The following is a 23,333-nucleotide window of genomic DNA, read 5'->3' as shown; positions in this document are numbered from 1 at the left end:
GAGAAGTTGCCCAGCAGCAAGGCCTAGCGGCCAAGCACTGGAGCGTCCGATCCTTGAGAACTCAACAGCGTGCACAATGTCAAATGCCAAAAACCTCGGGCGTAGGACCTACATCTAGTAGGCACCGCGCAAGAGATTCCTTTGGAAAACATTTAAACAACAAAGCAAGTCAGTAATGATTTGTTCTGTCAGTTTCAAACTTGCATCTCGTCCGCCTATTCCGGTGGCGAGGTGCACTAGATGTGCCGTCGACTCCGGTCGATGTGCAATCAAACATTTACGGAGAGTTTGATCCTGGCTCAGGACGAACGCTGGCGGCGTGCTTAACACATGCAAGTCGAACGATGAAGCCGGAGCTTGCTCTGGTGGATTAGTGGCGAACGGGTGAGTAACACGTGAGTAACCTGCCCTTGACTCTGGGATAAGCGTTGGAAACGACGTCTAATACCGGATACGAGCTTCAGTCGCATGGCTAGGAGCTGGAAAGAATTTTGGTCAAGGATGGACTCGCGGCCTATCAGGTAGTTGGTGAGGTAACGGCTCACCAAGCCGACGACGGGTAGCCGGCCTGAGAGGGTGACCGGCCACACTGGGACTGAGACACGGCCCAGACTCCTACGGGAGGCAGCAGTGGGGAATATTGCACAATGGGCGAAAGCCTGATGCAGCAACGCCGCGTGAGGGACGACGGCCTTCGGGTTGTAAACCTCTTTTAGTAGGGAAGAAGCGAAAGTGACGGTACCTGCAGAAAAAGCACCGGCTAACTACGTGCCAGCAGCCGCGGTAATACGTAGGGTGCAAGCGTTGTCCGGAATTATTGGGCGTAAAGAGCTCGTAGGCGGTTTGTCGCGTCTGCTGTGAAATCCGGAGGCTCAACCTCCGGCCTGCAGTGGGTACGGGCAGACTAGAGTGCGGTAGGGGAGATTGGAATTCCTGGTGTAGCGGTGGAATGCGCAGATATCAGGAGGAACACCAATGGCGAAGGCAGATCTCTGGGCCGTAACTGACGCTGAGGAGCGAAAGCATGGGGAGCGAACAGGATTAGATACCCTGGTAGTCCATGCCGTAAACGTTGGGAACTAGGCGTAGGGTCCATTCCACGGATTCTGTGCCGCAGCTAACGCATTAAGTTCCCCGCCTGGGGAGTACGGCCGCAAGGCTAAAACTCAAAGGAATTGACGGGGGCCCGCACAAGCGGCGGAGCATGCGGATTAATTCGATGCAACGCGAAGAACCTTACCAAGGCTTGACATATACCGGAAACCTGCAGAAATGTAGGCCCCGCAAGGTCGGTATACAGGTGGTGCATGGTTGTCGTCAGCTCGTGTCGTGAGATGTTGGGTTAAGTCCCGCAACGAGCGCAACCCTCGTTCTATGTTGCCAGCACGTAATGGTGGGAACTCATAGGAGACTGCCGGGGTCAACTCGGAGGAAGGTGGGGATGACGTCAAATCATCATGCCCCTTATGTCTTGGGCTTCACGCATGCTACAATGGCCGGTACAAAGGGCTGCAATACCGCAAGGTGGAGCGAATCCCAAAAAGCCGGTCTCAGTTCGGATTGAGGTCTGCAACTCGACCTCATGAAGTCGGAGTCGCTAGTAATCGCAGATCAGCAACGCTGCGGTGAATACGTTCCCGGGCCTTGTACACACCGCCCGTCAAGTCATGAAAGTCGGTAACACCCGAAGCCGGTGGCCCAACCTTTTGGAGGGAGCCGTCGAAGGTGGGATCGGTAATTAGGACTAAGTCGTAACAAGGTAGCCGTACCGGAAGGTGCGGCTGGATCACCTCCTTTCTAAGGAGCACTCGAAGATGCCTCTGTCTACAGGGCTAGATACTTCGTAGCCATTTCGGAGACACATGTTCTCCGGTGGCGCTCATGGGTGGAACATTGACATTGTGACCAGGCAAGGAGCTTGCCTCTCAGTACTTCCTTCGGGAATGGAACGGAATCAAGCACTGCGTCTGGTCTTCTGCACGCTGTTGGGTCCTGAGGGACCGGGCCTCGTCTGCTCTTCGGAGCCGGCGGGAAACGAACCTCTGGATCCTGTTGTGGCTGACTCAGTCAGTCACGGAGGATACCGCCCGTATTTTGAGAACTACACAGTGGACGCGAGCATCTTAGAGACTGCTCGGCATCGAAACCAGGCTTGCCTGGAGACGGTTTCGAGTTGATCTCTTCATATAGATCTAGCAAAGAGTTGCTTAGGCAACTCAGCGCTGATCTTTGTGTAATTTTGTCATCAAGTTTCTAAGTGCAAACGGTGGATGCCTTGGCATCTGGAGCCGAAGAAGGACGTATAAATCTGCGATAAGCCTCGGGGAGCTGATAATAGAGCCTCGATCCGAGGATTTCCGAATGGGGAAACCCCGCTGGGCGCAGCAATGTGACCTAGTGACTCCCGCCTGAATATATAGGGCGGGTAGAGGGAACGTGGGGAAGTGAAACATCTCAGTACCCACAGGAAGAGAAAGCAAAAGCGATTCCGTAAGTAGTGGCGAGCGAAACCGGAAGAGGCCAAACCGATCATGTGTGATAGCCGGCAGGCGTTGCATGGTCGGGGTTGCGGGACTTTTTAGCAGTTACTGCCGTACTGCAACAGTTACAGCGCGATATAGACGAATGGTCTTGAAAGTCCAATCACAGAGGGTGCCAATCCCGTAGTCGAAATGTCGTAATGGCTGAAGAAGTATCCCAAGTATCACGGGGCCCGAGAAATCCCGTGTGAATCTGTCAGGACCACCTGATAAGCCTAAATACTCCCAGATGACCGATAGCGGACAAGTACCGTGAGGGAAAGGTGAAAAGTACCCCGGGAGGGGAGTGAAATAGTACCTGAAACCGTTTGCATACAAACCGTTGGAGCCTCCTTAGTAGGGGTGACAGCGTGCCTTTTGAAGAATGAGCCTGCGAGTTAGTGATATGTGGCGAGGTTAACCCGTGTGGGGTAGCCGTAGCGAAAGCGAGTCTGAATAGGGCGATTCAGTCGCATGTCCTAGACCCGAAGCGAAGTGATCTATCCATGGCCAGGTTGAAGCGACGGTAAGACGTCGTGGAGGACCGAACCCACTTCAGTTGAAAATGGAGGGGATGAGCTGTGGATAGGGGTGAAAGGCCAATCAAACTTCGTGATAGCTGGTTCTCTCCGAAATGCATTTAGGTGCAGCGTTGCGTGTTTCTTACCGGAGGTAGAGCTACTGGATAGCTGATGGGCCCCAAAAGGTTACTGACGTTAGCCAAACTCCGAATGCCGGTAAGTGAGAGCGCAGCAGTGAGACGGTGGGGGATAAGCTTCATCGTCGAGAGGGAAACAACCCAGACTACCAACTAAGGTCCCCAAGCGTGTGCTAAGTGGGAAAGGATGTGGAGTTGCAGAGACAACCAGGAGGTTGGCTTAGAAGCAGCCACCCTTGAAAGAGTGCGTAATAGCTCACTGGTCAAGTGATTCCGCGCCGACAATGTAACGGGGCTCAAGCACACCACCGAAGTTGTAGATTTCGTGTATTAGCTAGGCATCCTCTGCATGTCCAGGCGCACGGAGTGGTAGGAGAGCGTCGTGTGGCGAGCGAAGCGGCGGTGTAAACCAGCCGTGGACGCCACACGAGTGAGAATGCAGGCATGAGTAGCGAATGACGGGTGAGAAACCCGTCCTCCGAAAGAACAAGGGTTCCAGGGCCAGGTTAATCCGCCCTGGGTAAGTCGGGACCTAAGGCGAGGCCGACAGGCGTAGTCGATGGACAACGGGTCGATATTCCCGTACTGACGAAGAACCGCCCAAGCTAATCCAGTAATGCTAAGTGTCTGAATCCCATTGACGGATCCCTTCGGGGTGAAGCGTTGGGCCTAGCACACGACCCTACGCTGGTGCGGTTAGCGTATTAACAGGTGTGACGCAGGAAGGTAGCTGAGCCGGGCGATGGTTGTCCCGGTCTAAGGATGTAGGGCGAACGATAGGCAAATCCGTCGTTCACATAGCCTGAGACCCGATGGGTAGTCCTCACGGACGAAATCAGTGATCCTATGCTGCCAAGAAAAGCATCGACGCGAGGTTCAAGTCACCCGTACCCCAAACCGACTCAGGTGTTCAGGTAGAGAATACCAAGGAGATCGAGAGAATCGTGGTTAAGGAACTCGGCAAAATGCCCCCGTAACTTCGGGAGAAGGGGGGCCGGAGGCGTGTAGGGATTTACTCCTGAAGCGCTGTATGGCCGCAGAGACCAGTGGGAAGCGACTGTTTACTAAAAACACAGGTCCGTGCCAAGTCGCAAGACGATGTATACGGACTGACGCCTGCCCGGTGCTGGAAGGTTAAGAGGAACGGTTAGCCGCAAGGCGAAGCTGAGAATTTAAGCCCCAGTAAACGGCGGTGGTAACTATAACCATCCTAAGGTAGCGAAATTCCTTGTCGGGTAAGTTCCGACCTGCACGAATGGCGTAACGACTTCCCAGCTGTCTCAACCGCGAACTCGGCGAAATTGCACTACGAGTAAAGATGCTCGTTACGCGCAGAAGGACGGAAAGACCCCGTGACCTTTACTACAGCTTGGTATTGGTGTTCGGAGTGGCTTGTGTAGGATAGGTGGGAGACTTTGAAGCTGGCACGCTAGTGCTGGTGGAGTCATCGTTGAAATACCACTCTGGTCACTTTGGATATCTAACTACGAACCGTAATCCGGTTCTGGGACAGTGCCTGGTGGGTAGTTTAACTGGGGCGGTTGCCTCCCAAAAAGTAACGGAGGCGCCCAAAGGTTCCCTCAATCTGGTTGGTAATCAGATGTCGAGTGTAAGTGCACAAGGGAGCTTGACTGTGAGAGTGACAACTCAAGCAGGGACGAAAGTCGGGACTAGTGATCCGGCAGTGGCTTGTGGAAGCGCTGTCGCTCAACGGATAAAAGGTACCTCGGGGATAACAGGCTGATCTTGCCCAAGAGTCCATATCGACGGCATGGTTTGGCACCTCGATGTCGGCTCGTCGCATCCTGGGGCTGGAGTAGGTCCCAAGGGTTGGGCTGTTCGCCCATTAAAGCGGTACGCGAGCTGGGTTTAGAACGTCGTGAGACAGTTCGGTCCCTATCCTCTGCGCGCGCAGGAAATTTGAGAAGATCTATCCCTAGTACGAGAGGACCGGGATGGACGAACCTCTGGTGTGTCAGTTGTTCCGCCAGGAGCACCGCTGATTAGCTACGTTCGGAATGGATAACCGCTGAAAGCATCTAAGCGGGAAGCCAGCTTCAAGATGAGATTTCCATGACTTCGGTCGAGAGGCTCCCAGCTAGACTACTGGGTTGATAGGCGGGATGTGGAAGCGAGGACTAAAGACTCGTGGAGCTGACCCGTACTAATAAGCCGATAACTTGATAACACCAAAAATTCTGGTGCTTGCGTCCACTATGTGGTTCCTGATCTACGGTCGGGAATCAGCACAAACAGCAATTGTTTGTCTATTCACTTTTGTAAATCAATAGTGTTTCGGCGGCCATAGCGAGAGGGAAACGCCCGGTCACATTCCGAACCCGGAAGCTAAGACTCTCTGCGCCGATGGTACTGCAAGGGGGACCTTGTGGGAGAGTAGGACACCGCCGGACTTCTTTGTGAAATGGCCACCCTTCGGGGTGGCCATTTTGCGTTAACAGACGATGTAGGAGAACCATGAGCGACTCGTCAGATCGCCCGCGACGTTCGAGTGAGCGCCCCACCGGTGGGCGGCCGTCGCGCGGCCGACCCGCCAACGGTGGGTCGGATCGAGGACGCGTCGATCGCGCCAAGGGAAACCCCTTCACGCGAGGGGCCGCAACGGAGCGGGGCGGGCGTGAACGCGAACTCGAGGACCGCGATCCCTACGGCATCAAGTCGGTGCGGGGGCGCCACGACGACCCCGTCATACCGGATGACGTCAAAGCCGGCGATCTCGACCGGGTGGCCCGCGCGCAGCTCAAGACGCTGAGCAAGGAGAATGCCGAGGAAGTCGCGAGACATCTCGCCATGGCGGCACGGTTGATCGCCGATGATCCCGAGCTCGCCCACCAGCACGCGACATCCGCTGCTCGCCGAGCCGGTCGTATCGCCGTCGTGCGGGAGACCCTCGCGATCACCGCCTACGCGACCGGGGACTTCGCGCTCGCGCTCCGGGAATTGCGGACGTATCGCCGCATCTCGGGCCGCAACGACCAGTTGCCTCTCATGGTCGACAGTGAGCGTGGCCTCGAGCGTCCGGACAAGGCGCTCGAGCTCGGGCGCTCGGTCGATCGCGCGAGCCTCCCGGTGGAGGTGCAGGTCGAGCTCTCGATCGCGATGTCGGGCGCTCGTCTCGACCAGAGCAAACCCGATCTCGCCCTCATCGAACTCGAGATCCCGCAGCTCGACGCCAACCGCGCCTTCAGCTGGAGTCCCGCGCTCTTCGCGGCCTATGCCACGGTGCTCGAAGACCTGGGACGACAGGACGAAGCCGACTCGTGGTGGGCGAGCGCCGACCGCGCCGCGGATGCCCTCGAGGGCGGCGCCGGCTTGGACGAGGACGAGACTATCGAGATCGTCGAGGAAGACGTGCCTCTCTCCGAGGTCTCCGAGACGACCGCGTCGGATGACGAGGCGACACGGTGATCGTCCCGGGCTCGCCCCTCGCCGGGGTCGATATCGTGCTCGCCGACCTCGACGGTGTCATCTACGAGGGTGACAACGCCATCGATCATGCGGTCGAGAGCATGAACGCTGCGGCCTCCGACCTACCCATCGGGTACATCACGAACAACGCGTCGCGCACCGCGGCGTCTGTCGCCGAGCACTTGTCGAGGCTGGGGCTCAGCGTCGGTGAGACCGACGTCGTGACCTCACCTCAAGCGGCGGTGCGCCTGCTCGCGGACACGATCGGCGCGGGGTCGACGGTTCTCGTCGTCGGGGGAGAGGGACTCGTCGTCGAGGTCGAGCGTGCCGGGTTCGTCGTGACCCGCAGCGCGAACGACAGTCCGGCCGCGGTCATCCAGGGGTTCCACCCGACCGTCGGTTGGCCGGAACTCGCGGAGGCGTCGTTCGCGCTCCACGCTGGAATCCCGTGGATCGCGACGAACACCGATTGGACCATCCCGGTCGCCCGGGGGATCGCTCCGGGCAACGGAACCCTCGTGTCGGCGGTGCACTCCGCCGTCGGTCGCTTGCCCGTCGTCGCGGGCAAGCCCGAGGTGCCGATCTTCACGGAGGCAATGCGCCGGTTCGCGGTGAGCACGGCGCTCTTCCTCGGCGACAGACTCGACACCGACATCCTGGGGGCCAATCGCGCGGGCCTGACCTCGGCTCTCGTGCTCACCGGCATCGACCGCGCGAAGCAAGTGCTCGCCGCTGATGCGAAGAGCAGGCCCACCTATCTGCTCGACGACCTGAGGCAATTGCACGAGCCGTACCCCGTCGCTCGCGACGAGACGGACAGCACGGGGCACCGTCGCGTGCACGTGGGTGATGCCGTCGTGAGCATGGTCGGGTCGACCGTTCGCATCGACGCCTACGGGCGCAAACCCATCGATCTCTTGCGTGCCGGAGCTACGGCGATCTGGGGATCCGGTCTCGCGATCTACGGTCTCGACGTTCCCGAAGCGCTCTATGTCTGACGGGTGCCGCCCGGTGGGAACCGTAGGCTGAGCGGATGACCGACTCCGCGAACGACAGTGAGACCGACGCCCTCGTCTCGCGAGTGCGCCTCATCGAAGATCAACCGCTCGACTCGCGAGCGGCCGCCTTCGCTCGCATCCACGACGACCTCCAGGCCGCGCTCGATTCCGAGCAATGACCGGAGAGCGACTCGATCAGGCTCTCGCGAGTCGGGGGCTGGCGCGGTCGCGCACGCACGCCGCGCGCCTCGTCGCGGCGGGACTCGTTGCCGTCGACGGGATCGAGACGGTCAAGGTGTCGACGCGCGTCGGTGAGGCTCAGACCATCACGGTCGCCTCGACGGACCACTACGTGAGCAGATCGGCTCACAAGATCGTCGCGGCTCTCGACGCATTCGGTCTCGCGGTGTCGGGTCGTTCGGCGCTCGACGTCGGGGCGTCGACAGGGGGATTCACGCAAGTGCTTCTCGAGCGCGGAGCGGCGAGCGTCATCGCCCTCGACGTCGGCCACGGTCAGCTCGACGAGTCGATCGCCTCCGACGCGCGCGTGAGCGTCGTCGAGGGGTTCAACGCCCGGTTCATGACCGCGGCGTCGCTCGCCGAAGCGGTCGCCGCGAGCACTTCGCGCGCCGCCGCGCCGCCGAGCCGCGACGCGATCGCTCCTGTCGATCTCGTCGTGTGCGACGTGTCGTTCATCTCGATCACGACGATCCTCGCCGCGGTCAGGGCATCCGTTCGGGACGACGCCGATTTCGTCCTCCTCGTGAAGCCGCAGTTCGAGGTCGGTCGCGGGGGCATCCGCGAGGGGATCGTGAGGCAAGCGCACTTGCGCGCCGACGCCGTCAACGCCGTTCTGTGGGCTGGGTGGGACCTCGGCTTGCGCACGGCGGGCGCTCTACCCTCCCCGATCGTCGGAACAGCGGGGAACCACGAGTATCTGGTCAGGTTGAGTCAAACACGCGGCTCGAGTCCGACAGAATGGATAGACGAGGTTGCCGCCATGACGGAAGCCACCTGACCGGTGAGGAACGATCGATGACACACCGCCACATGTTGGTCGTCGCCCACACGGGCCGGCCGACGTCGCTGTCGGCGGCCGTCGATGTGTGCCGCCAGTTGCTCGACGCGGGGGTCGTGCCCGTCACGAGCACCGAGGAGCACGACGACATCCTCGCCGCCGCACCCGAACTCGGAGCGATCGAGACCCTCGGAGACGAAGTGGCGCTCGGAGACCTCGAACTCGTCATCGTGCTCGGGGGCGACGGCACGATCCTCCGCGCCGCCGAACTCGTGCGCGGGTCTTCGGTCGCGCTGCTCGGAGTCAACCTCGGACACGTGGGCTTTCTCGCCGAGTCCGAAGCCGACGACCTCACGGCGACCGTGCAGCGGGCTCTCGCTCGTGACTACCTCGTCGAAGAGCGCATGACCCTCTCGGTGCGCGTCGAGGTCGGCGCCGAAGTCGTCTACGAGACCTGGGCCCTCAACGAGGCGACCGTCGAGAAGGCGAGCCGCGAGCGGATGCTCGAGGTCGTCATCGAGGTCGACGGGCGGCCGCTCTCGTCGTTCGGAAGCGACGGCGTCGTCATGTCGACCCCGACGGGGTCGACCGCGTATGCCTTCTCCGCCGGCGGGCCCATCGTCTGGCCGAGCCTCGACGCCATGCTCCTGGTTCCCCTGAGTCCGCACGCGCTCTTCGCTCGCCCTCTCGTCGTCGGCCCGGAATCGGTCTTCGCGGTAGAGGTGCTCGACCGCACCCAGGGCTCGGGGGTGCTCTGGTGCGACGGCCGGCGCACTCGCGATCTCCCGGGAGGCGCCCGAGTGATCGTCAGGCGCTCACCCATCCCCGTGCGCCTCGCTCGACTCCACCAGGGGCCCTTCACCGATCGCCTCGTCAACAAGTTCCGACTACCCACCAACGGGTGGCGCGGACCGCACGAGCACGGGCGTTCCGCCTCGTGATCGAAGAGATCTCCATCCGCGACCTCGGAGTGATCGGAGAGGCGCGGCTTCCGCTCGGCCCCGGCTTCACCGTTCTCACGGGGGAGACCGGTGCGGGGAAGACGATGGTCGTCACGGCCCTCGGCCTCCTGCTCGGCGATCGCGCCGACGCCCACGCGATCCGCGCGGGCTCGGATCGCGCGGTCGTCGAGGGGCGGTGGAACGTGGCAGACGGCGGTCAGGTCGCCGAACGCGTGCGCGACGCGGGGGGCGAAGTCGACGACGGTGAGCTCATCCTCGCGCGCTCGGTCTCCAATGAGGGCCGGGGGCGCGCGATCGTCGGCGGTCGCACGGCGCCCGTCGGGGTTCTCGTGGAGCTCGGACACCAGCTCGTCGTCGTGCACGGCCAATCGGAGCAGTCCCGGTTGCGATCGTCGACCGAGCAGCGCCGAGCTCTCGACCGTTTCGCCGGCACCGAGCTGCGGGGCGCGCTCGACGACTACGTCGCCGCGTTCGAGCACTGGAACACCGTGCGGCTCGAGCTCGACTCCCTCGTGACCGACCGCGACAGGCGGGCGCGCGAAGCCGACGGGCTGCGCATCGCGATGACCGAGATCGACGACGTCGCGCCCGTCGCGGGAGAGGATGTCGAGCTCGCCGAGCGAGCCGAGCGTCTCGCGAACGCCGAAGACCTCCGCGCCGCCGCGACCGCGGCGCACGACAGCATCTCGTCACCCGACATCGGGGGCCCCGACGACGTCATCGGACTACTCGACGCGGCGCGCAAGAACCTCGAGCGCGTCTCGAGCCACGACCCCGCGCTCGACGGCATCATCGAGGCGCTCCACGAGGCCAACATCCTCGCGCTCGATGTCTCCGGGAGACTCGCGGCCTACCTCGGCGCCCTCGACGACGACTCCTCGCGAGAGCTCGAGGTCGTGAACGAGCGCCGCGCGGCCCTCACGACCCTCACCCGCAAATACGGTCCGACGATCGACGACGCTCTCGAGTATCTCGAGACGGGCAGCGCTCGACTTCTCGAGCTCGACAGTGACACCGACCGCATCGACGAACTGACCCTCGAGGTGGAGGCCGCCCGCGCCGCCGTCGAATCGCTCGCCGATCGGGTCACGGGCATCCGCGTCGCGCACGCCGAGAATCTCGCCGCGCGCGTGACCGACGAGCTCACCGCTCTCGCGATGGCGAATGCGGTTCTCACGATCGACGTGACCGATCGCGGCGAACTCACGCCGACCGGTCGCGACGCGGTCGCCTTCCTCCTCCGACCGCACTCGGGGGCCGAGCCTCGGCCGATCTCGAAAGGCGCGTCGGGGGGCGAGCTGTCTCGCGTGATGCTCGCGATCGAGGTCGTGATCGCGGCCACCGATCCGGTGCCGACCTTCATCTTCGACGAGGTCGATGCGGGAGTCGGAGGTGCGGCGGCCATCGAGGTCGGCAGGCGCCTCGCAGCGCTCGCCGCGACGTCGCAAGTGATCGTCGTGACGCACCTCGCTCAGGTCGCGGCATTCGCGACCAACCACCTGCGCGTCGTGAAAGACGACGAGGGCTCGGTCACGACCTCGAACGTCGAGAGGCTCGACGGCGAGGACCGCATCGCCGAGATGGCACGCTTGCTCTCCGGGCTCGACGCGAGCGGCAGTGCTCTCGCCCACGCTCGGGAGCTCATCGACACCGCCCGTTCGCTCACGACGTGATCGTGCGGCGATTCCGACCCTCGAATGTCGCTGCGGCGCTGATAGGCTAGAACCCCGTGGTGGATAAACAAGACGCGGACACGACCAAGCACATCTTCGTGACGGGCGGTGTCGTCTCGTCTCTCGGTAAAGGCCTCACGGCGGCCAGTCTCGGCAACCTCCTCTCGGCGCGGGGAGTGCGCGTCGTGATGCAGAAGCTCGACCCCTACCTCAACGTCGACCCCGGGACGATGAACCCGTTCCAGCACGGGGAGGTCTTCGTCACCGACGACGGTGCCGAGACCGACCTCGACATCGGGCACTACGAGCGCTTTCTCGACATCAACCTCGACCAGGCCGCCAACGTGACGACGGGGCAGATCTACTCGAGCGTCATCGCGCGCGAGCGTCGCGGGGAATACCTCGGCGACACCGTGCAGGTGATTCCGCACATCACCGACGAGATCAAGAGGCGGATGCGGTTGCAGGCATCCGGTCCGTTCACGGACGACAACCCTCGGCCCGACGTCATCATCACCGAGATCGGGGGCACGGTCGGCGACATCGAGTCGCAGCCGTTCATCGAGTCGGCTCGGCAGGTGCGCCACGAGCTCGGCCGCAACAACGTGTTCTTCGTGCACGTGTCGCTGTTGCCCTACCTCGGCGCGTCGGGCGAGCAGAAGACCAAGCCGACGCAGCACTCCGTCGCCGCGCTCCGCTCCATCGGCATCCAGCCCGACGCTCTCGTGTTGCGTTCCGATCGCCCGGTGTCGGAGTCGAACAAGCGCAAGATCGCGCTCATGTGCGACGTCGACGAAGCCGCCGTCGTGAATGCCGTCGACGTCTCGAGCATCTACGAGATCCCGACGATGCTCCATGACCAGGGGCTCGACGCCTACATCATCGACCACTTCGGTCTGCAGACCGGCGACGTGGACTGGTCGGGCTGGAGCGACCTCCTCGACGCCGTGCACAACCCCAAGCACGAGGTCACGATCGGCCTCGTCGGCAAGTACATCGACCTCCCGGACGCCTACCTCTCGGTGACGGAAGCGCTTCGCGCCGGCGGTTTCGACAACAGCGCCAAGGTGACGCTCAAGTGGGTCGCCTCCGACGAGTGCGAGACACCCGAGGGTGCGCTCCGCGAGCTCGGCGACCTCGACGGCATCTGCGTGCCCGGGGGCTTCGGCATCCGCGGCATCGAGGGCAAGCTCTCGGCGCTGCACTTCGCTCGCGAGAACGGTCTGCCCGTGCTCGGACTGTGCCTCGGCCTCCAGTGCATGGTCATCGAGTACGCCCGCAACGAGGCCGGACTTTCCGGGGCCTCGTCGTCGGAGTTCGACCCCGAGACAGAGTTTCCCGTCGTCGCGACGATGGCCGAGCAAGTGGACATCATCGCCGGGGGAGACCTCGGCGGAACGATGCGCCTCGGTCTCTACCCCGCGGACCTCGCCGAGGGGTCGCTTGCGCGCGAACTCTACGGGGCACCCGAGATCTCGGAGCGTCACCGTCACCGCTACGAGGTCAACAACACTTACCGCCAGCAGATCGCCGACGCGGGACTGCAGTTCTCGGGCCTTTCGCCCGACGGTCACCTCGTGGAGTTCGTCGAGCTGCCGCGCGACGTGCACCCGTTCTACATCGGCACGCAAGCGCACCCCGAGCTCCGCTCGCGCCCCAACCGTGCGCACCCGCTCTTCTCCGGGCTCGTCAAGGCCGCGCTCGAACGCCAGCAGTCGAGCCGCCTCTTCGAGGTCGCGGAGCCGGCGGATGTCTGAGACCCCCTCGCCGGCGACGTCCGCTCGGGATGAGGCATCCGCGGTGCTCGCCGACGACATCGTCGAGCACGCGGTGACGCGGAGCACCGTCGAGTTCGACGGTGCCGTCTGGAACATCCGCCGCGACGTCGTCGAATTCGGAGACAGCTCGATCACGCGGGAGTACGTCGAGCACACGGGAGCCGTGGCGGTGCTCGCGCTCGACGACGACGATCGCGTGATGCTCATCAAGCAATACCGGCACCCCATCTCGCGCCGCGACTGGGAGCTCCCCGCCGGCCTGCTCGACGAGGCCAACGAGAGCCCCCTCGCCGCCGCGAAGCGCGAGCTCGCTGAGGAGGTCGACCTCGAAGCGACCACGTGGCACGTGCTCACCGACTTCTTCACGACCCCCGGTGGGAGCAACGAGGCGCTGCGCGTCTTTCTCGCTCGCGGCGTCTCGAGCACCGCCACGCCGTTCGACCGGTTCGACGAGGAGGCCGAGATCGAGACGCGCTGGGTCGCCCTCGACGAGGTCGTCGACGCCGTGCTCGCGCGCACCGTGAGCAACAGCATCCTCTCGATCGCCGCCCTCGCCGCCGCATCGTCACGGTCTCGCGCGTGGTCGACTCTCGGCGATGCGGACGCGCCGTGGCCGTTCCTCCGCCGGGCGCAGGGACCAGCCGACCCCGACCCGTCATGACCGAGCGGGCGCCGACGACCCCGTCGGCGCTCGACCGAGCCGTCGACCAGTACCTGAGGCACGTCGCAATCGAGCGAGGGCTCTCGCGCAACACCGTCGCCGCCTACCGCCGTGATCTCGCGGGGTATCGCGAGTATCTCGAGGGCCGCGACATCCGCTCTCCCGACGCCGTCACGGCCGCCGACGTGAGCGACTTCGTGGTCGCCCTGCGCTCCCGCGCCGAGACACCGCTCGCGGCGAGCTCGGTCACGCGCATGCTCTCGTCGGTGCGCAGCCTGCACCGTTTCCTGCTCGACGAGGGAGCGGTCGACGAGGATGTCGCGGCCGACCAGTCACCGCCCAAGCTCGCTTCGACGCTTCCCGAGACCCTCACCATCGAACAAGTGGAGGCGCTGCTGGAGGCGGCGTCGGGGGACGACCCGCAATCGATCCGCGACCGGGCCCTCCTCGAACTGCTCTACGCCACGGGGGCGCGCATCTCGGAGGCTGTGGGGCTCAACGTCGACGACGTGATCGAGGGCGACGTCGTGCGCTTGCTCGGCAAAGGCAACAAGCAGCGCATCGTGCCCGTCGGGAGCTTCGCGCGCGCGGCCATCGACACCTACCTCGTTCGCGTTCGCCCGGCGTTCTCGGTGCGAGGGACCGCGACCCCCGCGCTGTTTCTCGGGGCACGGGGCGCGCGGGTCTCCCGACAGAACGCGTGGCTCATCATCCGCTCACGCGCCGAGAAGGCGGGCATCACCGAGCCGATCTCGCCGCACACTCTGCGCCACTCCTTCGCGACGCACCTGCTCGCCGGGGGCGCGGATGTGCGCGTGGTGCAGGAGCTGCTCGGGCACGCGTCGGTCGCGACCACCCAGCTCTACACCCACGTGACCGCCGACACTCTGCGCGACATGTACACGACGGCGCATCCCCGCAGCAGATAGTGCGTTCGGGTGCCTCGCGCACTGTGTGTCTGACCGGGCCGCGGTGCCCTCGCCGGTAGACTCGATGCACCGGCCGACGCCGGTCTCGAGCAGTGAGGAATGTCGGGATGACAGCGAAGAAGAAGGCCGATAGCGCCGTTCTCGACGGACTCGAAAGGCCCGTGCTCGGGCCGACCGGTCGCCCCGCGCGGGAGTTCGCCGTTCCGGAACCACTCGCCGCGCACGGCCCCGCCCGCATCATCTCGCTCTGCAACCAGAAGGGCGGCGTGGGCAAGACCACGACCTCGATCAACCTCGGGGCGTCGCTCGCCCACTACGGGCGCCGCGTGCTCGCGATCGACTTCGACCCCCAGGGTGCGCTCTCCGCGGGCCTCGGAGTGCAGACCCACGACGGCCCCAACATCTACGACCTCCTCCTCGGCACCGTCAAGGACGCCCACGACGCGATCCAGGAGACGAGCGTCGCCGGACTCCATGTCATCCCCGCGAACATCGACCTCTCCGCCGCCGAAGTGCACCTCGTCAACGAGGTCGCACGCGAGCAGATCCTCGCGCGCGTGCTGCGGCAGGTGTCCGACGAGTACGACGTCATCCTCATCGACTGCCAGCCGTCGCTCGGCATCCTCACCGTCAACGCCCTCACCGCGGCGCACGGTGTGCTCATCCCCCTCGAGACCGAGTTCTTCGCCCTCCGCGGAGTCGCTCTGCTCGTCGAGACGATCGAGAAGGTCAAAGACCGACTCAACCCCGCGCTTCGCCTCGACGGCATCCTCCCGACCATGTACGACGCGCGCACGCTGCACTCGCGCGAGGTGCTCGAGCGGGCTGTCGAGAGGTTCGGCGACGAGGTGTTCGACACCGTCATCGGCAAGACCGTGAAGTTTCCCGACGCGAGCGTCGCAGCGAGACCGATCCTCGACTTCGCGCCCGAGCACGCGGCGTCGCTCGCCTACCTGCAGTTCGCGCGCGAGCTCATCTCCCGTGGCGCCGTCGCGTAACGAGCAGGTCGTCGTGGCGGGGGAGCGACCGCTCCCGGGCGGTGACCCGGGGGATGCCGCCGACGCCGGGTTCTCGGTGAGCCTCGGCAACTTCAACGGTCCGTTCGATCTCCTCCTGACCCTCATCGGCAAACACGAGCTCGACATCACCGAGATCTCGCTCAGTCGGGTGACCGACGAGTTCATCTCCTACCTGCGCGGACTCGATTCGGCCGACGAGCTCGACGAGGCGAGCGAGTTCCTCGTCGTCGCCGCGACACTCCTCGACCTCAAGGTCGCGGGCCTGCTCCCTCAGGGCGAGCTCGTCGACGCCGAAGACGTCGCATTGCTCGAGGCGCGCGACCTCCTCTTCGCCCGATTGCTGCAGTACCGCGCCTTCAAAGAGGCGTCGGCGTGGTTCTCGGAGCGCTTCGACGCCGAGGCGACGCGGAGGTTCCGCTCGGTGCGGCTCGAAGAGACCTTCCGGCAGACGACCCCCGAACTCGTGTGGACGATCACCCCCGACGACTTCGCGGCCATCGCGGTGCTCGCGTTCACCCCGCGCGAGGTGCCGAGCGTGGGTCTCGAGCACTTGCACGCGCCCCTCGTGAGCATCCGCGAGCAAGCGAGCCACGTCGTCGCGCTCTTGCGCCGCGGCCAACCGATGACGTTCCGCGAGCTCATCGCGGGCGCCGTCGAGAAGGGTGTCGTCGTCGCCCGGTTTCTCGCCGTGCTCGAGCTCTACCGCGGCGCCTCGGTCGCGTTCGAACAGATCGAGCCGCTCGGCGAGCTCACCATCCGCTGGACCGCCGAACACTGGTCGAGCGACAGCCTCGCGAATCTGGGAGCGGACTATGGCGACTGACCACGACCCCCTGGTCGACGCGAACCTCACCGACCGCCGCATCGAGGCGATCCTCATGGTCGCCGACGAGCCGCAATCGGTCGTGCACCTCGCGACGGCCCTCGACGTTCCCGTGGCCGAGGTGCGCGCCGCGATCGCGCGCCTCGTCGCCGACTTCGACGGCGTCGACGCCGAGGGGGCGGGCGGCGGCATCCAGCGCGGCTTCGAACTGCGCGAGGTCGGCGGCGGCTGGCGCTTCTACGTGCGCCACGAGTTCGACGCCGTCGTGCGCGACTTCGTGCTCACGCAGTCGCCGACCAAACTGTCGCAAGCGGCCCTCGAGACCCTCGCGGTCATCGCCTACAAGCAGCCGATCAGCCGCGGCGCGATCGCTTCGATCCGCGCCGTCAACGTCGACTCGGTCGTGCGCACACTTCTCGGTCGCGGTCTCATCACCGAGGCGTTCACCGACAGCGAGACCGGCTCGATCCACTACGCCACCACCGATGTGCTCCTCACCCAGCTGGGGCTCAACTCGATCGACGAGTTGCCGCACATCTCCCCCCTGCTCGCCGACGGTTCGGACGGATTCGATGATGCACGCTGACAACACCACTCCCGGCTCCGCCGACACGGGGTTCGACGACGACGACGGTGCGGCCGCGACCGCCCGCCCGCCCCGTGCCGCCCGCGTGGAATCTGCGGATGCCGCGGACGACGGCATCCGCCTGCAGAAGCTCATGGCGGCCGCGGGTGTCGCCTCACGGCGCGTGTCGGAAGACCTCATCGCGGCGGGTCGCGTGGAGGTCAACGGCGAGACGGTGACCGAGGCGGGGCGCCGCGTGCACGAGACCGATCTCGTGTCGGTCGACGGGGTGGCGATCCAGCTCGACACCTCGCGCCGCTACCTCATGCTCAACAAGCCCGTGGGCATCGTGTCGTCGCTGCAAGACGAGCGCGGTCGCCCCGACCTCTCGCGATTCGTGTCGCAGTTCGAGGAACGCCTCTTCAACGTCGGCCGGCTCGACGCGCAGACCTCGGGTCTGCTCATCCTCACCAACGACGGCGACCTCGCCCACGTGCTCGCGCACCCGTCGTTCGGTGTGCTCAAGACCTACATCGCGCGGGTCGAGGGGCGCATCACGCCCGCGACCGTGGCGAAGCTCACGCGCGGCATCGACCTCGACGACGGCCCCATCGCCGCCGACAAGGTGCGCATCCTCGATGTCGACGCCCGCGGCCAGAGCATGGTCGAGGTCACTCTGCACTCCGGCCGCAACCGCATCGTGAGGCGCATGCTCGACGCGGTCGGGCACCCCGTGATCGAACTCGTGCGCCGTCAGTTCGGCCCCCTGCACCTCGGCACTCTCGGGATCGGCGAGATCCGCGACCTCTCGAAGGCCGAGCACGGGCAGCTGCTCACGATCTCGCGCGCCGCGAAAGCGGGAGCCGGCGATCGGTCGGGAGCGGCAGCGGACGAGGTCGTCGATGAGTGACACGCGCCTGACCGGGCCCGTGCGCGTCGTCGGATCGGGGCTCCTCGGCACGAGCATCGGACTCGGGTTGCGCGCGAAAGGCATCGACGTGATCCTCGACGACGCGTCGCCGGGCAACCTGAGCCTCGCGATCGACTACGGGGCCGGGCGTCGCGCCGAGGCCGACGATCGACCGCAGCTCGTCGTCGTGTGCGTTCCGCCCGACGTGACCGCCCGCGTGGTCGCCGCCGAGCTCGCCGCCCACCCCGACGCGATCGTCACCGACGTCGCGAGCGTCAAAGCCGGTCCCCTCGCCGAGCTGCGCGAGTCGGGCGCCGACCTCTCGCGCTACATCGGTTCGCACCCTCTCGCCGGCCGTGAGCGCGGCGGCGCCGTCTCGGGTCGCGCCGACCTCTTCCTCGGCCGCCCGTGGGTCATCGCCGGCCACGACGCAATCACCTACCGTGCCGGATCCCCCATCGACGACCTCATCCTCGACCTCGGTGCCGTCCCCGTCGAGATGAGCCCCGCCGAGCACGACGCGTCTGTCGCTCTCGTGTCGCACGTGCCCCAACTCGTGGCGTCGCTGCTCGCGGGCAGGCTGCAGGGAGCGAGCGCGGCATCCGTGGCCCTCGCCGGCCAGGGGCTGCGCGACACGACCCGCATCGCGTCGAGCGAGCCCGAGCTGTGGACGCAGATCCTCGGGGCCAACGCCCACGCGATCGCGCCCATCCTGCACGCCTACCGTGACGACCTCGATCGGGTCATCGGCGCGCTCGGTGAGCCCGACGCGCCCGGGGCCCGCCGGCTCGTGGCCGAGACGATCGCCGCGGGCAACGCGGGGGTCGCGGCTATCCCTGGCAAACACGGTCAGGATCGGCGCTACAGCCAACTGCTCGTGCTCGTCGACGACACCCCCGGCGAACTCGCCCGCCTACTGACCGAAATCGGAGCAGCGAACGTGAACATGGAAGACCTCAGACTCGAGCACTCGCCCGGCGCCCAAGTGGGGCTCGCCGAGATCTCGGTGCTCCCCGAAGCCGAGCAGCGGCTCGTCGACGAGCTCTCGTCGCGCGGCTGGCGCATCGCCGAGGGCACCCGTTGAGCGTCGTCGTCGCGATCGACGGGCCCGCGGGCAGCGGCAAGTCGAGCGTGAGCAAGGCTGCCGCGCGCGAGCTCGGCTTCGCGTACCAAGACACCGGCGCCGCCTATCGGGCTCTCGCGTGGCACGCGCTCGACCGGGGAGTGGACACGGATGACGCGGCATCCGTCATCGCGGCCCTCGACTCGTTCGACTACCGAATCGACCCCGAGACGCTCGCGGTGTTCGTCGGACGCACCGACGTCACGGCTGCGATCCGCGAGCCTCGCGTGACCGACGTCGTGAGCGCGATCGCCCGTGTGCCCGAGGTGAGGGCCTACCTCGTGGCGCTCTTCCGCACGACGATCCAGGTGACCGACCGGCCGGGGATCGTGACCGAGGGTCGGGACATCACGACCGTCGTCGCCCCCGACGCCGACGTGCGCATCCTCCTCACGGCGAGCGAGGAGGCGCGCCAGGCCCGACGTGCCGCCGAACTCACCGGCGACTCGGCGGAGCAGTCGGCCGCGAAGCTCACGTCGCGAGACAAGCAGGACTCCCGCGTCGTCGACTTCATGAACGCGGCTCCCGGGGTCACCCTCCTCGACTCGACCGACCTCGACTTCGAGCAGACCATCGCCGCGGTCGTCGAGCTCGTGCGGTCGGTCGATCGCGACTAGCGACCCCGCGCGAACATGCCGAGGCTGTAGGCGAGAACGTCCAGCGCCATCACGACCCCGGACGTGACCGCGGCGACGAGTGCGCCCGTCGCCGTGCCGACGAGCAGACCGACGGCGCCGAGAGCGACGAGCGTCGCCCCCAGAACGAAGAACATGCGCTCGGCAAACGCCCACGCGAACGGGATGAAGTGCAATCCGACCGCGAGCGCGATGAGCGCGGGTCGAAGGTCGGCGGCTCCGATCGAACCCAACCAGCGACTCCCCACGGCGATGAGCACGAATTCGATCACCACGGCGAGCAGGTAGACCCCGATCTGCCAGCGTCGGGCGGGCACGAACCGGCCGAGGTCCCGTGGGGACCCGAAGAGGAACCACAGTGTGGCGACCGAGGCGACGACGACGACGATGCGTGCGGCAGCCGACAGGGCATCGGTGAACCCCGCCGTATAGGAGAAGACGAACACACACGCGCCCACGAGCCCGACGAGCGCCCCGATGCGTCTGGGGTCGGCGAACGGCGGCGGCGCGTCCTGCGCCGTGGAGGTCGGTTCGGATCCGGTGGCGGGGGCAGTGTCGTCGATCACGGGACGACCCTCCCAGACATTCGCGTGAGAGTCACCCGGGACCGACGGGGACGCTGAAATCGACCCCACAGCTCCACACTGCCAACGAACGAGTTCCGCCCACGCCCACGCCCACGACCGGCGTCATCGCCCGTTCGGTTTCGTAGACTCTCCGGATGGCTGACGACGGTGTGGATATCGAGTGGGAGTCGGCGCGAACGGCGAACCTCGCGAACTGGGAAGACCGGGTGCCCCTTCACGAGGTGGCCTACGGAGTAGACGGTCTCGACGATTCGAGCCCGCTGAGCAGTGTCGTGCGCACCGACCTCCTGGCGCTCGAGCCGTTCCTGCCCGGCGGCTCGGTCTCGGCCCTCGACGTCTGTCACTTGCAGTGCCACATCGGCACCGACACGGTCTCCCTCGCGCGGGCGGGGGCGCGCGTGACGGGCGTCGACTTCTCGTCGGGGGCTCTCACGTCTGCCGCAGCCCTCGCGCGTCGGCTGGGAGTCGACGTGACCTGGGTCGAGACGGATGTCCTCGACGCCCGTGCCGCGGTGACCGGAGACTTCGACCTTGTCTACACGAGCATCGGAACCATCACGTGGCTGCCCGACCTCGAACGGTGGGCCGCGCAGGTCGCCGCGCTCCTGCGCCGGGGAGGCACCTTCTACATCCGCGACGGACAACCCGCGCTCTACAGCATCGACGAGAACGCCGACCATCTGCGCGTGCGCTACGCCTACTTCGGCGACGGGCGGGCCCAGGAGTGGAACGACGCGTCGACCTATGCCGGCGACGGAACGGTCGCGCATACCCGCACGTACGAGTGGCCGCATCCGATCTCGGAGATCGTGAACTCCCTCATCGGCGCGGGCCTGCAGATTCTGCGCCTCGACGAGCACGCGACCGTGCCGTGGAGATTCTCCCCGCGCATGGTCGAGGTCGGCGACGACTTCGCGTGGCCCGAGGGCGAACGTCGTCTTCTCCCGTGTAGTTTCACGATCGTGGCGCGGCGGCCGCTCGGCTAGTCCAGCGCGAGACCCGACGCGCGAACCCGGCACTTGACCCCGACGCTGCGTCATGGTTTCCACTGGAACTGTGCGTTACATCTCCTTCTCCTACCTCCTCTCCTACGGCCTGTCTCTGCTGGGCAACTCGATCGCCGCTGTCGCCCTGCCGCTGCTCGTGCTCCAGACCACCGGCAGCGCCCTCGCCACCGGAACCGTCGCCCTCGCGAGCGCGGTGCCCGCAGCGGTGGCGGGTCTGCTCATGGGCGTCGTCATCGACCGTCTCGATCGCCGATTCGTCTCCGTCTTCACCGACATCGTCTCCGCTGCATCGCTCGCCGCCCTCCCGCTCATCGACGCCTCGATCGGGCTCTCGCTCGGATGGTTCGTCGCGAGCGCCGTCATCGGCTCATTCGGTGACATCCCGGGGATGACCGCGCGCGAGACCATGCTCCCGGTCATCGCGCGCGACGGCGCCCTCGGTGCCGAGCGACTCGTCGGCATCAGGGAATCGCTCGGCGCCGTCGTACTGCTCATCGGACCGGCGATCGCGGCGACGCTCATCGTGCTCCTCGACCCCGCCTCGGTGCTGTGGATCACGGCCGGAACGTCCGCCCTCGCGGCCGTCGTCACCCTGACCCTGCCGCGCGACCCGAGGCGCGCGCGGCGAGGAGTGTCAGCCGAACGCGCGCGATTGCGTGACGGCGTCGTCGCCCTCATCCGCTCGAGATTCCTCGTCGCCACGACGGTGTTGACCGTGCTCGCGGCCGTCGCGCTGAGCGGGCTCCAGGGGCTCGTGCTCCCCGTCTACTTCACGATGGCCGAGCAACCGCACCTCCTGGGGTTCGTGCTGAGCTCTCTCGCCGCGGGGCTGCTCCTCGGAAGCGGCCTCTACGCGGGGCTGCACTCGCGCGTGCCACGACGGGTCTGGTTCGTCACGGGGGCCGCGCTCTTGAGCGTCGGCATGGGAGTCATCGCGACGCTCGCCTCGCCCGCGGTCATCTTCGTCGGAGCGTCGGTCACGGGGCTCGGAAGCGGCCTCTTCAGCAGCCTCCTCGGTGTGCTGATGATCGAGCGCATCCCCGACGCCCTCCGCGGCCGGATCATGAGCACGCAGAACGTCGCGCTCACCGTCGCCCCCGGCCTCGGAATCGTGGCCGTCGCGGTGGTGACCGAGGGGTTCGGCGTGCACGCCGCCGCACTCGGCGTCGCGGCGCTCATCGTCGTCACGAGCGTGTTCGGCATCGTGTCGCCCGCGCTCCGTACTCTGGAACCCCCGACGGAGGAGCAGGGATGAACAGCGGCGACCTGGCCCGGATGACGGGTGTGAGCGTTCGCGCTCTGCGGCACTACCACCGCATCGGAATCCTGCCCGAGCCCGAGAGGAGAGCGAACGGATATCGCGACTACGACGTGCGGGACGCCGTGACGGTTCTCCGGATCCGCCGACTCGCCTCTCTCGGCTTCGCTCTCGACCAGATCCCTCGCATGCTCGACGTCGACGACCGGGGGAGCATCGACGAGAGCCTCGACGCGATCGATGCCGAGCTCGAAGCGCAGATCACGCGGCTCACCGAGCAGCGCGCCGCGCTCGCCGCGGTGAGGGAGACCCGCGTCGCGCCGGATGTGCCCCCCGCTCTCGCCGGATACGTGACCCTCTCGGCGGCCGCGTACGGAAGCGCGACGGCGCTCGCCCGAATCGACCGCGACCTGGCCCTTCTCCTCGACCACCTCATCGACGACGACGGTCGGGCCGCGCTCAGCCGCTTCAGCGAACGGATGGCCGAGCCCGCGCTCGCGGCGGGGATGGCGCGACTCGCATCGGGGTTCGAATCGCTCGACGCGACGACCCCCGACGACGAGGTCGAGGCCTTCGTCGCCGCCGGTCGCGAGATCGTGCGGTCGATCGTCGAGGTGGCCGACTCCGAACCCGCGATCGAGGCGCCCGATTTCGTGGCCCTCTCCGCCGAATACCGTGCGCTCGCCCTCAACGCGCGGCAGAGCGCCGTGCTCGATCGGTTGCTCGACGGGCTTTGACCACGCCGTGGTGTGGCGCTCTGGCCGAGCGCTGCCCTGCGCTGCCG

At 65.7% G+C, this 23,333-nt stretch carries 19 protein-coding genes and 3 rRNA genes; 21 read left to right on the top strand and 1 reads right to left on the bottom strand.

Annotation, left to right across the window (positions count from 1 at the left end; genetic code table 11):
* Positions 1-276: 276 nt before the first annotated feature.
* The 18 genes from ACLHIH_RS05880 to cmk all read left to right on the top strand — a co-directional run bounded on the left by ACLHIH_RS05880 (position 277) and on the right by cmk (position 19,679).
* Positions 277-1,797: ribosomal RNA gene (locus ACLHIH_RS05880) — 16S ribosomal RNA — on the top strand.
* A gap of 446 nt (positions 1,798-2,243) precedes the next feature.
* Positions 2,244-5,365: ribosomal RNA gene (locus tag ACLHIH_RS05875) — 23S ribosomal RNA — on the top strand.
* Positions 5,366-5,471: 106 nt separating this feature from the next.
* Positions 5,472-5,588 (top strand): 5S ribosomal RNA (gene rrf, locus ACLHIH_RS05870).
* Together the 16S, 23S and 5S rRNA genes form the textbook arrangement of a ribosomal RNA operon.
* Before the next feature lie 64 nt (positions 5,589-5,652).
* Entirely contained in the window at positions 5,653-6,603 is a 951-nt protein-coding gene (locus ACLHIH_RS05865) for a hypothetical protein (protein WP_411315759.1), read from the top strand.
* Positions 6,603-7,601, top strand: a complete 999-nt coding sequence (locus ACLHIH_RS05860) for an HAD-IIA family hydrolase (protein ID WP_411316328.1) — start codon at positions 6,603-6,605, stop codon at positions 7,599-7,601. The genes ACLHIH_RS05865 and ACLHIH_RS05860 overlap by 1 nt, the downstream gene beginning before the upstream one ends.
* Before the next feature lie 35 nt (positions 7,602-7,636).
* Positions 7,637-7,780 carry a hypothetical protein gene (locus ACLHIH_RS05855; protein WP_411315757.1) on the top strand — a complete coding sequence of 48 codons (144 nt, stop codon included), beginning with the start codon at positions 7,637-7,639 and terminating at the stop codon, positions 7,778-7,780.
* Entirely contained in the window at positions 7,777-8,619 is an 843-nt protein-coding gene (locus tag ACLHIH_RS05850) for a TlyA family RNA methyltransferase (protein ID WP_411315756.1), read from the top strand. Before ACLHIH_RS05855 ends, ACLHIH_RS05850 begins: the two co-directional genes overlap by 4 nt.
* A gap of 17 nt (positions 8,620-8,636) precedes the next feature.
* Positions 8,637-9,560, top strand: coding sequence for an NAD kinase (locus ACLHIH_RS05845; RefSeq protein ID WP_411315755.1), 924 nt, complete (start codon positions 8,637-8,639; stop codon positions 9,558-9,560).
* Entirely contained in the window at positions 9,557-11,254 is a 1,698-nt protein-coding gene (gene recN, locus ACLHIH_RS05840; RefSeq protein ID WP_411316327.1) for a DNA repair protein RecN, read from the top strand. Before ACLHIH_RS05845 ends, recN begins: the two co-directional genes overlap by 4 nt.
* A gap of 59 nt (positions 11,255-11,313) precedes the next feature.
* Positions 11,314-13,011 (top strand): CTP synthase, encoded by a 1,698-nt coding sequence (locus tag ACLHIH_RS05835; protein ID WP_411315754.1) that lies wholly within the window; start codon positions 11,314-11,316, stop codon positions 13,009-13,011.
* Positions 13,004-13,693, top strand: a complete 690-nt coding sequence (locus ACLHIH_RS05830) for an NUDIX domain-containing protein (RefSeq protein WP_411315753.1) — start codon at positions 13,004-13,006, stop codon at positions 13,691-13,693. Before ACLHIH_RS05835 ends, ACLHIH_RS05830 begins: the two co-directional genes overlap by 8 nt.
* Positions 13,690-14,622, top strand: coding sequence for a site-specific tyrosine recombinase XerD (gene xerD / locus ACLHIH_RS05825; protein WP_411315752.1), 933 nt, complete (start codon positions 13,690-13,692; stop codon positions 14,620-14,622). Before ACLHIH_RS05830 ends, xerD begins: the two co-directional genes overlap by 4 nt.
* A 107-nt stretch (positions 14,623-14,729) precedes the next feature.
* Positions 14,730-15,620 carry a ParA family protein gene (locus ACLHIH_RS05820; RefSeq protein ID WP_411315751.1) on the top strand — a complete coding sequence of 297 codons (891 nt, stop codon included), beginning with the start codon at positions 14,730-14,732 and terminating at the stop codon, positions 15,618-15,620.
* A complete protein-coding gene (locus ACLHIH_RS05815) occupies positions 15,604-16,464 on the top strand; it encodes a segregation and condensation protein A (protein ID WP_411315750.1) in 861 nt (286 codons plus the stop codon). Before ACLHIH_RS05820 ends, ACLHIH_RS05815 begins: the two co-directional genes overlap by 17 nt.
* A complete protein-coding gene (gene scpB, locus ACLHIH_RS05810; RefSeq protein ID WP_411315749.1) occupies positions 16,454-17,050 on the top strand; it encodes an SMC-Scp complex subunit ScpB in 597 nt (198 codons plus the stop codon). The genes ACLHIH_RS05815 and scpB overlap by 11 nt, the downstream gene beginning before the upstream one ends.
* A gap of 133 nt (positions 17,051-17,183) precedes the next feature.
* Positions 17,184-17,939 carry a pseudouridine synthase gene (locus ACLHIH_RS05805; protein ID WP_411316326.1) on the top strand — a complete coding sequence of 252 codons (756 nt, stop codon included), beginning with the start codon at positions 17,184-17,186 and terminating at the stop codon, positions 17,937-17,939.
* Complete coding sequence (locus ACLHIH_RS05800) at positions 17,932-19,023, top strand: prephenate dehydrogenase (protein ID WP_411315748.1); 1,092 nt, start codon at positions 17,932-17,934, stop codon at positions 19,021-19,023. Before ACLHIH_RS05805 ends, ACLHIH_RS05800 begins: the two co-directional genes overlap by 8 nt.
* Entirely contained in the window at positions 19,020-19,679 is a 660-nt protein-coding gene (gene cmk, locus ACLHIH_RS05795) for a (d)CMP kinase (RefSeq protein WP_411315747.1), read from the top strand. The genes ACLHIH_RS05800 and cmk overlap by 4 nt, the downstream gene beginning before the upstream one ends.
* Here cmk and ACLHIH_RS05790 read toward each other — a convergent pair.
* Positions 19,676-20,263: a hypothetical protein gene (locus ACLHIH_RS05790; protein ID WP_411315746.1), complete on the bottom strand. Its 588-nt coding sequence runs from the start codon at positions 20,261-20,263 to the stop codon at positions 19,676-19,678. The genes cmk and ACLHIH_RS05790 overlap by 4 nt on opposite strands.
* 155 nt (positions 20,264-20,418) lie before the next feature.
* On the opposite strand from ACLHIH_RS05790, the gene ACLHIH_RS05785 reads away from it, so the two are divergent.
* The 3 genes from ACLHIH_RS05785 (at position 20,419) to ACLHIH_RS05775 (ending at position 23,286) form a co-directional block, all read left to right on the top strand.
* A complete protein-coding gene (locus ACLHIH_RS05785; RefSeq protein ID WP_411315745.1) occupies positions 20,419-21,270 on the top strand; it encodes a class I SAM-dependent methyltransferase in 852 nt (283 codons plus the stop codon).
* A 70-nt stretch (positions 21,271-21,340) separates the two neighbouring features.
* Complete coding sequence (locus ACLHIH_RS05780; protein WP_411315744.1) at positions 21,341-22,546, top strand: MFS transporter; 1,206 nt, start codon at positions 21,341-21,343, stop codon at positions 22,544-22,546.
* The gene (locus ACLHIH_RS05775; protein ID WP_411315743.1) at positions 22,543-23,286 is read left to right on the top strand and encodes a MerR family transcriptional regulator; all 744 of its coding nucleotides are present in this window, start codon (positions 22,543-22,545) and stop codon (positions 23,284-23,286) included. Before ACLHIH_RS05780 ends, ACLHIH_RS05775 begins: the two co-directional genes overlap by 4 nt.
* The last annotated feature ends 47 nt before the right edge of the window (positions 23,287-23,333 follow it).

This window comes from Marisediminicola sp. LYQ134 (assembly GCF_046599635.1).
GTDB lineage: Bacteria > Actinomycetota > Actinomycetes > Actinomycetales > Microbacteriaceae > Marisediminicola.
Note: the sequence above shows the minus strand (reverse complement) of the source record. Positions and strands in the feature narration are given on the sequence as shown.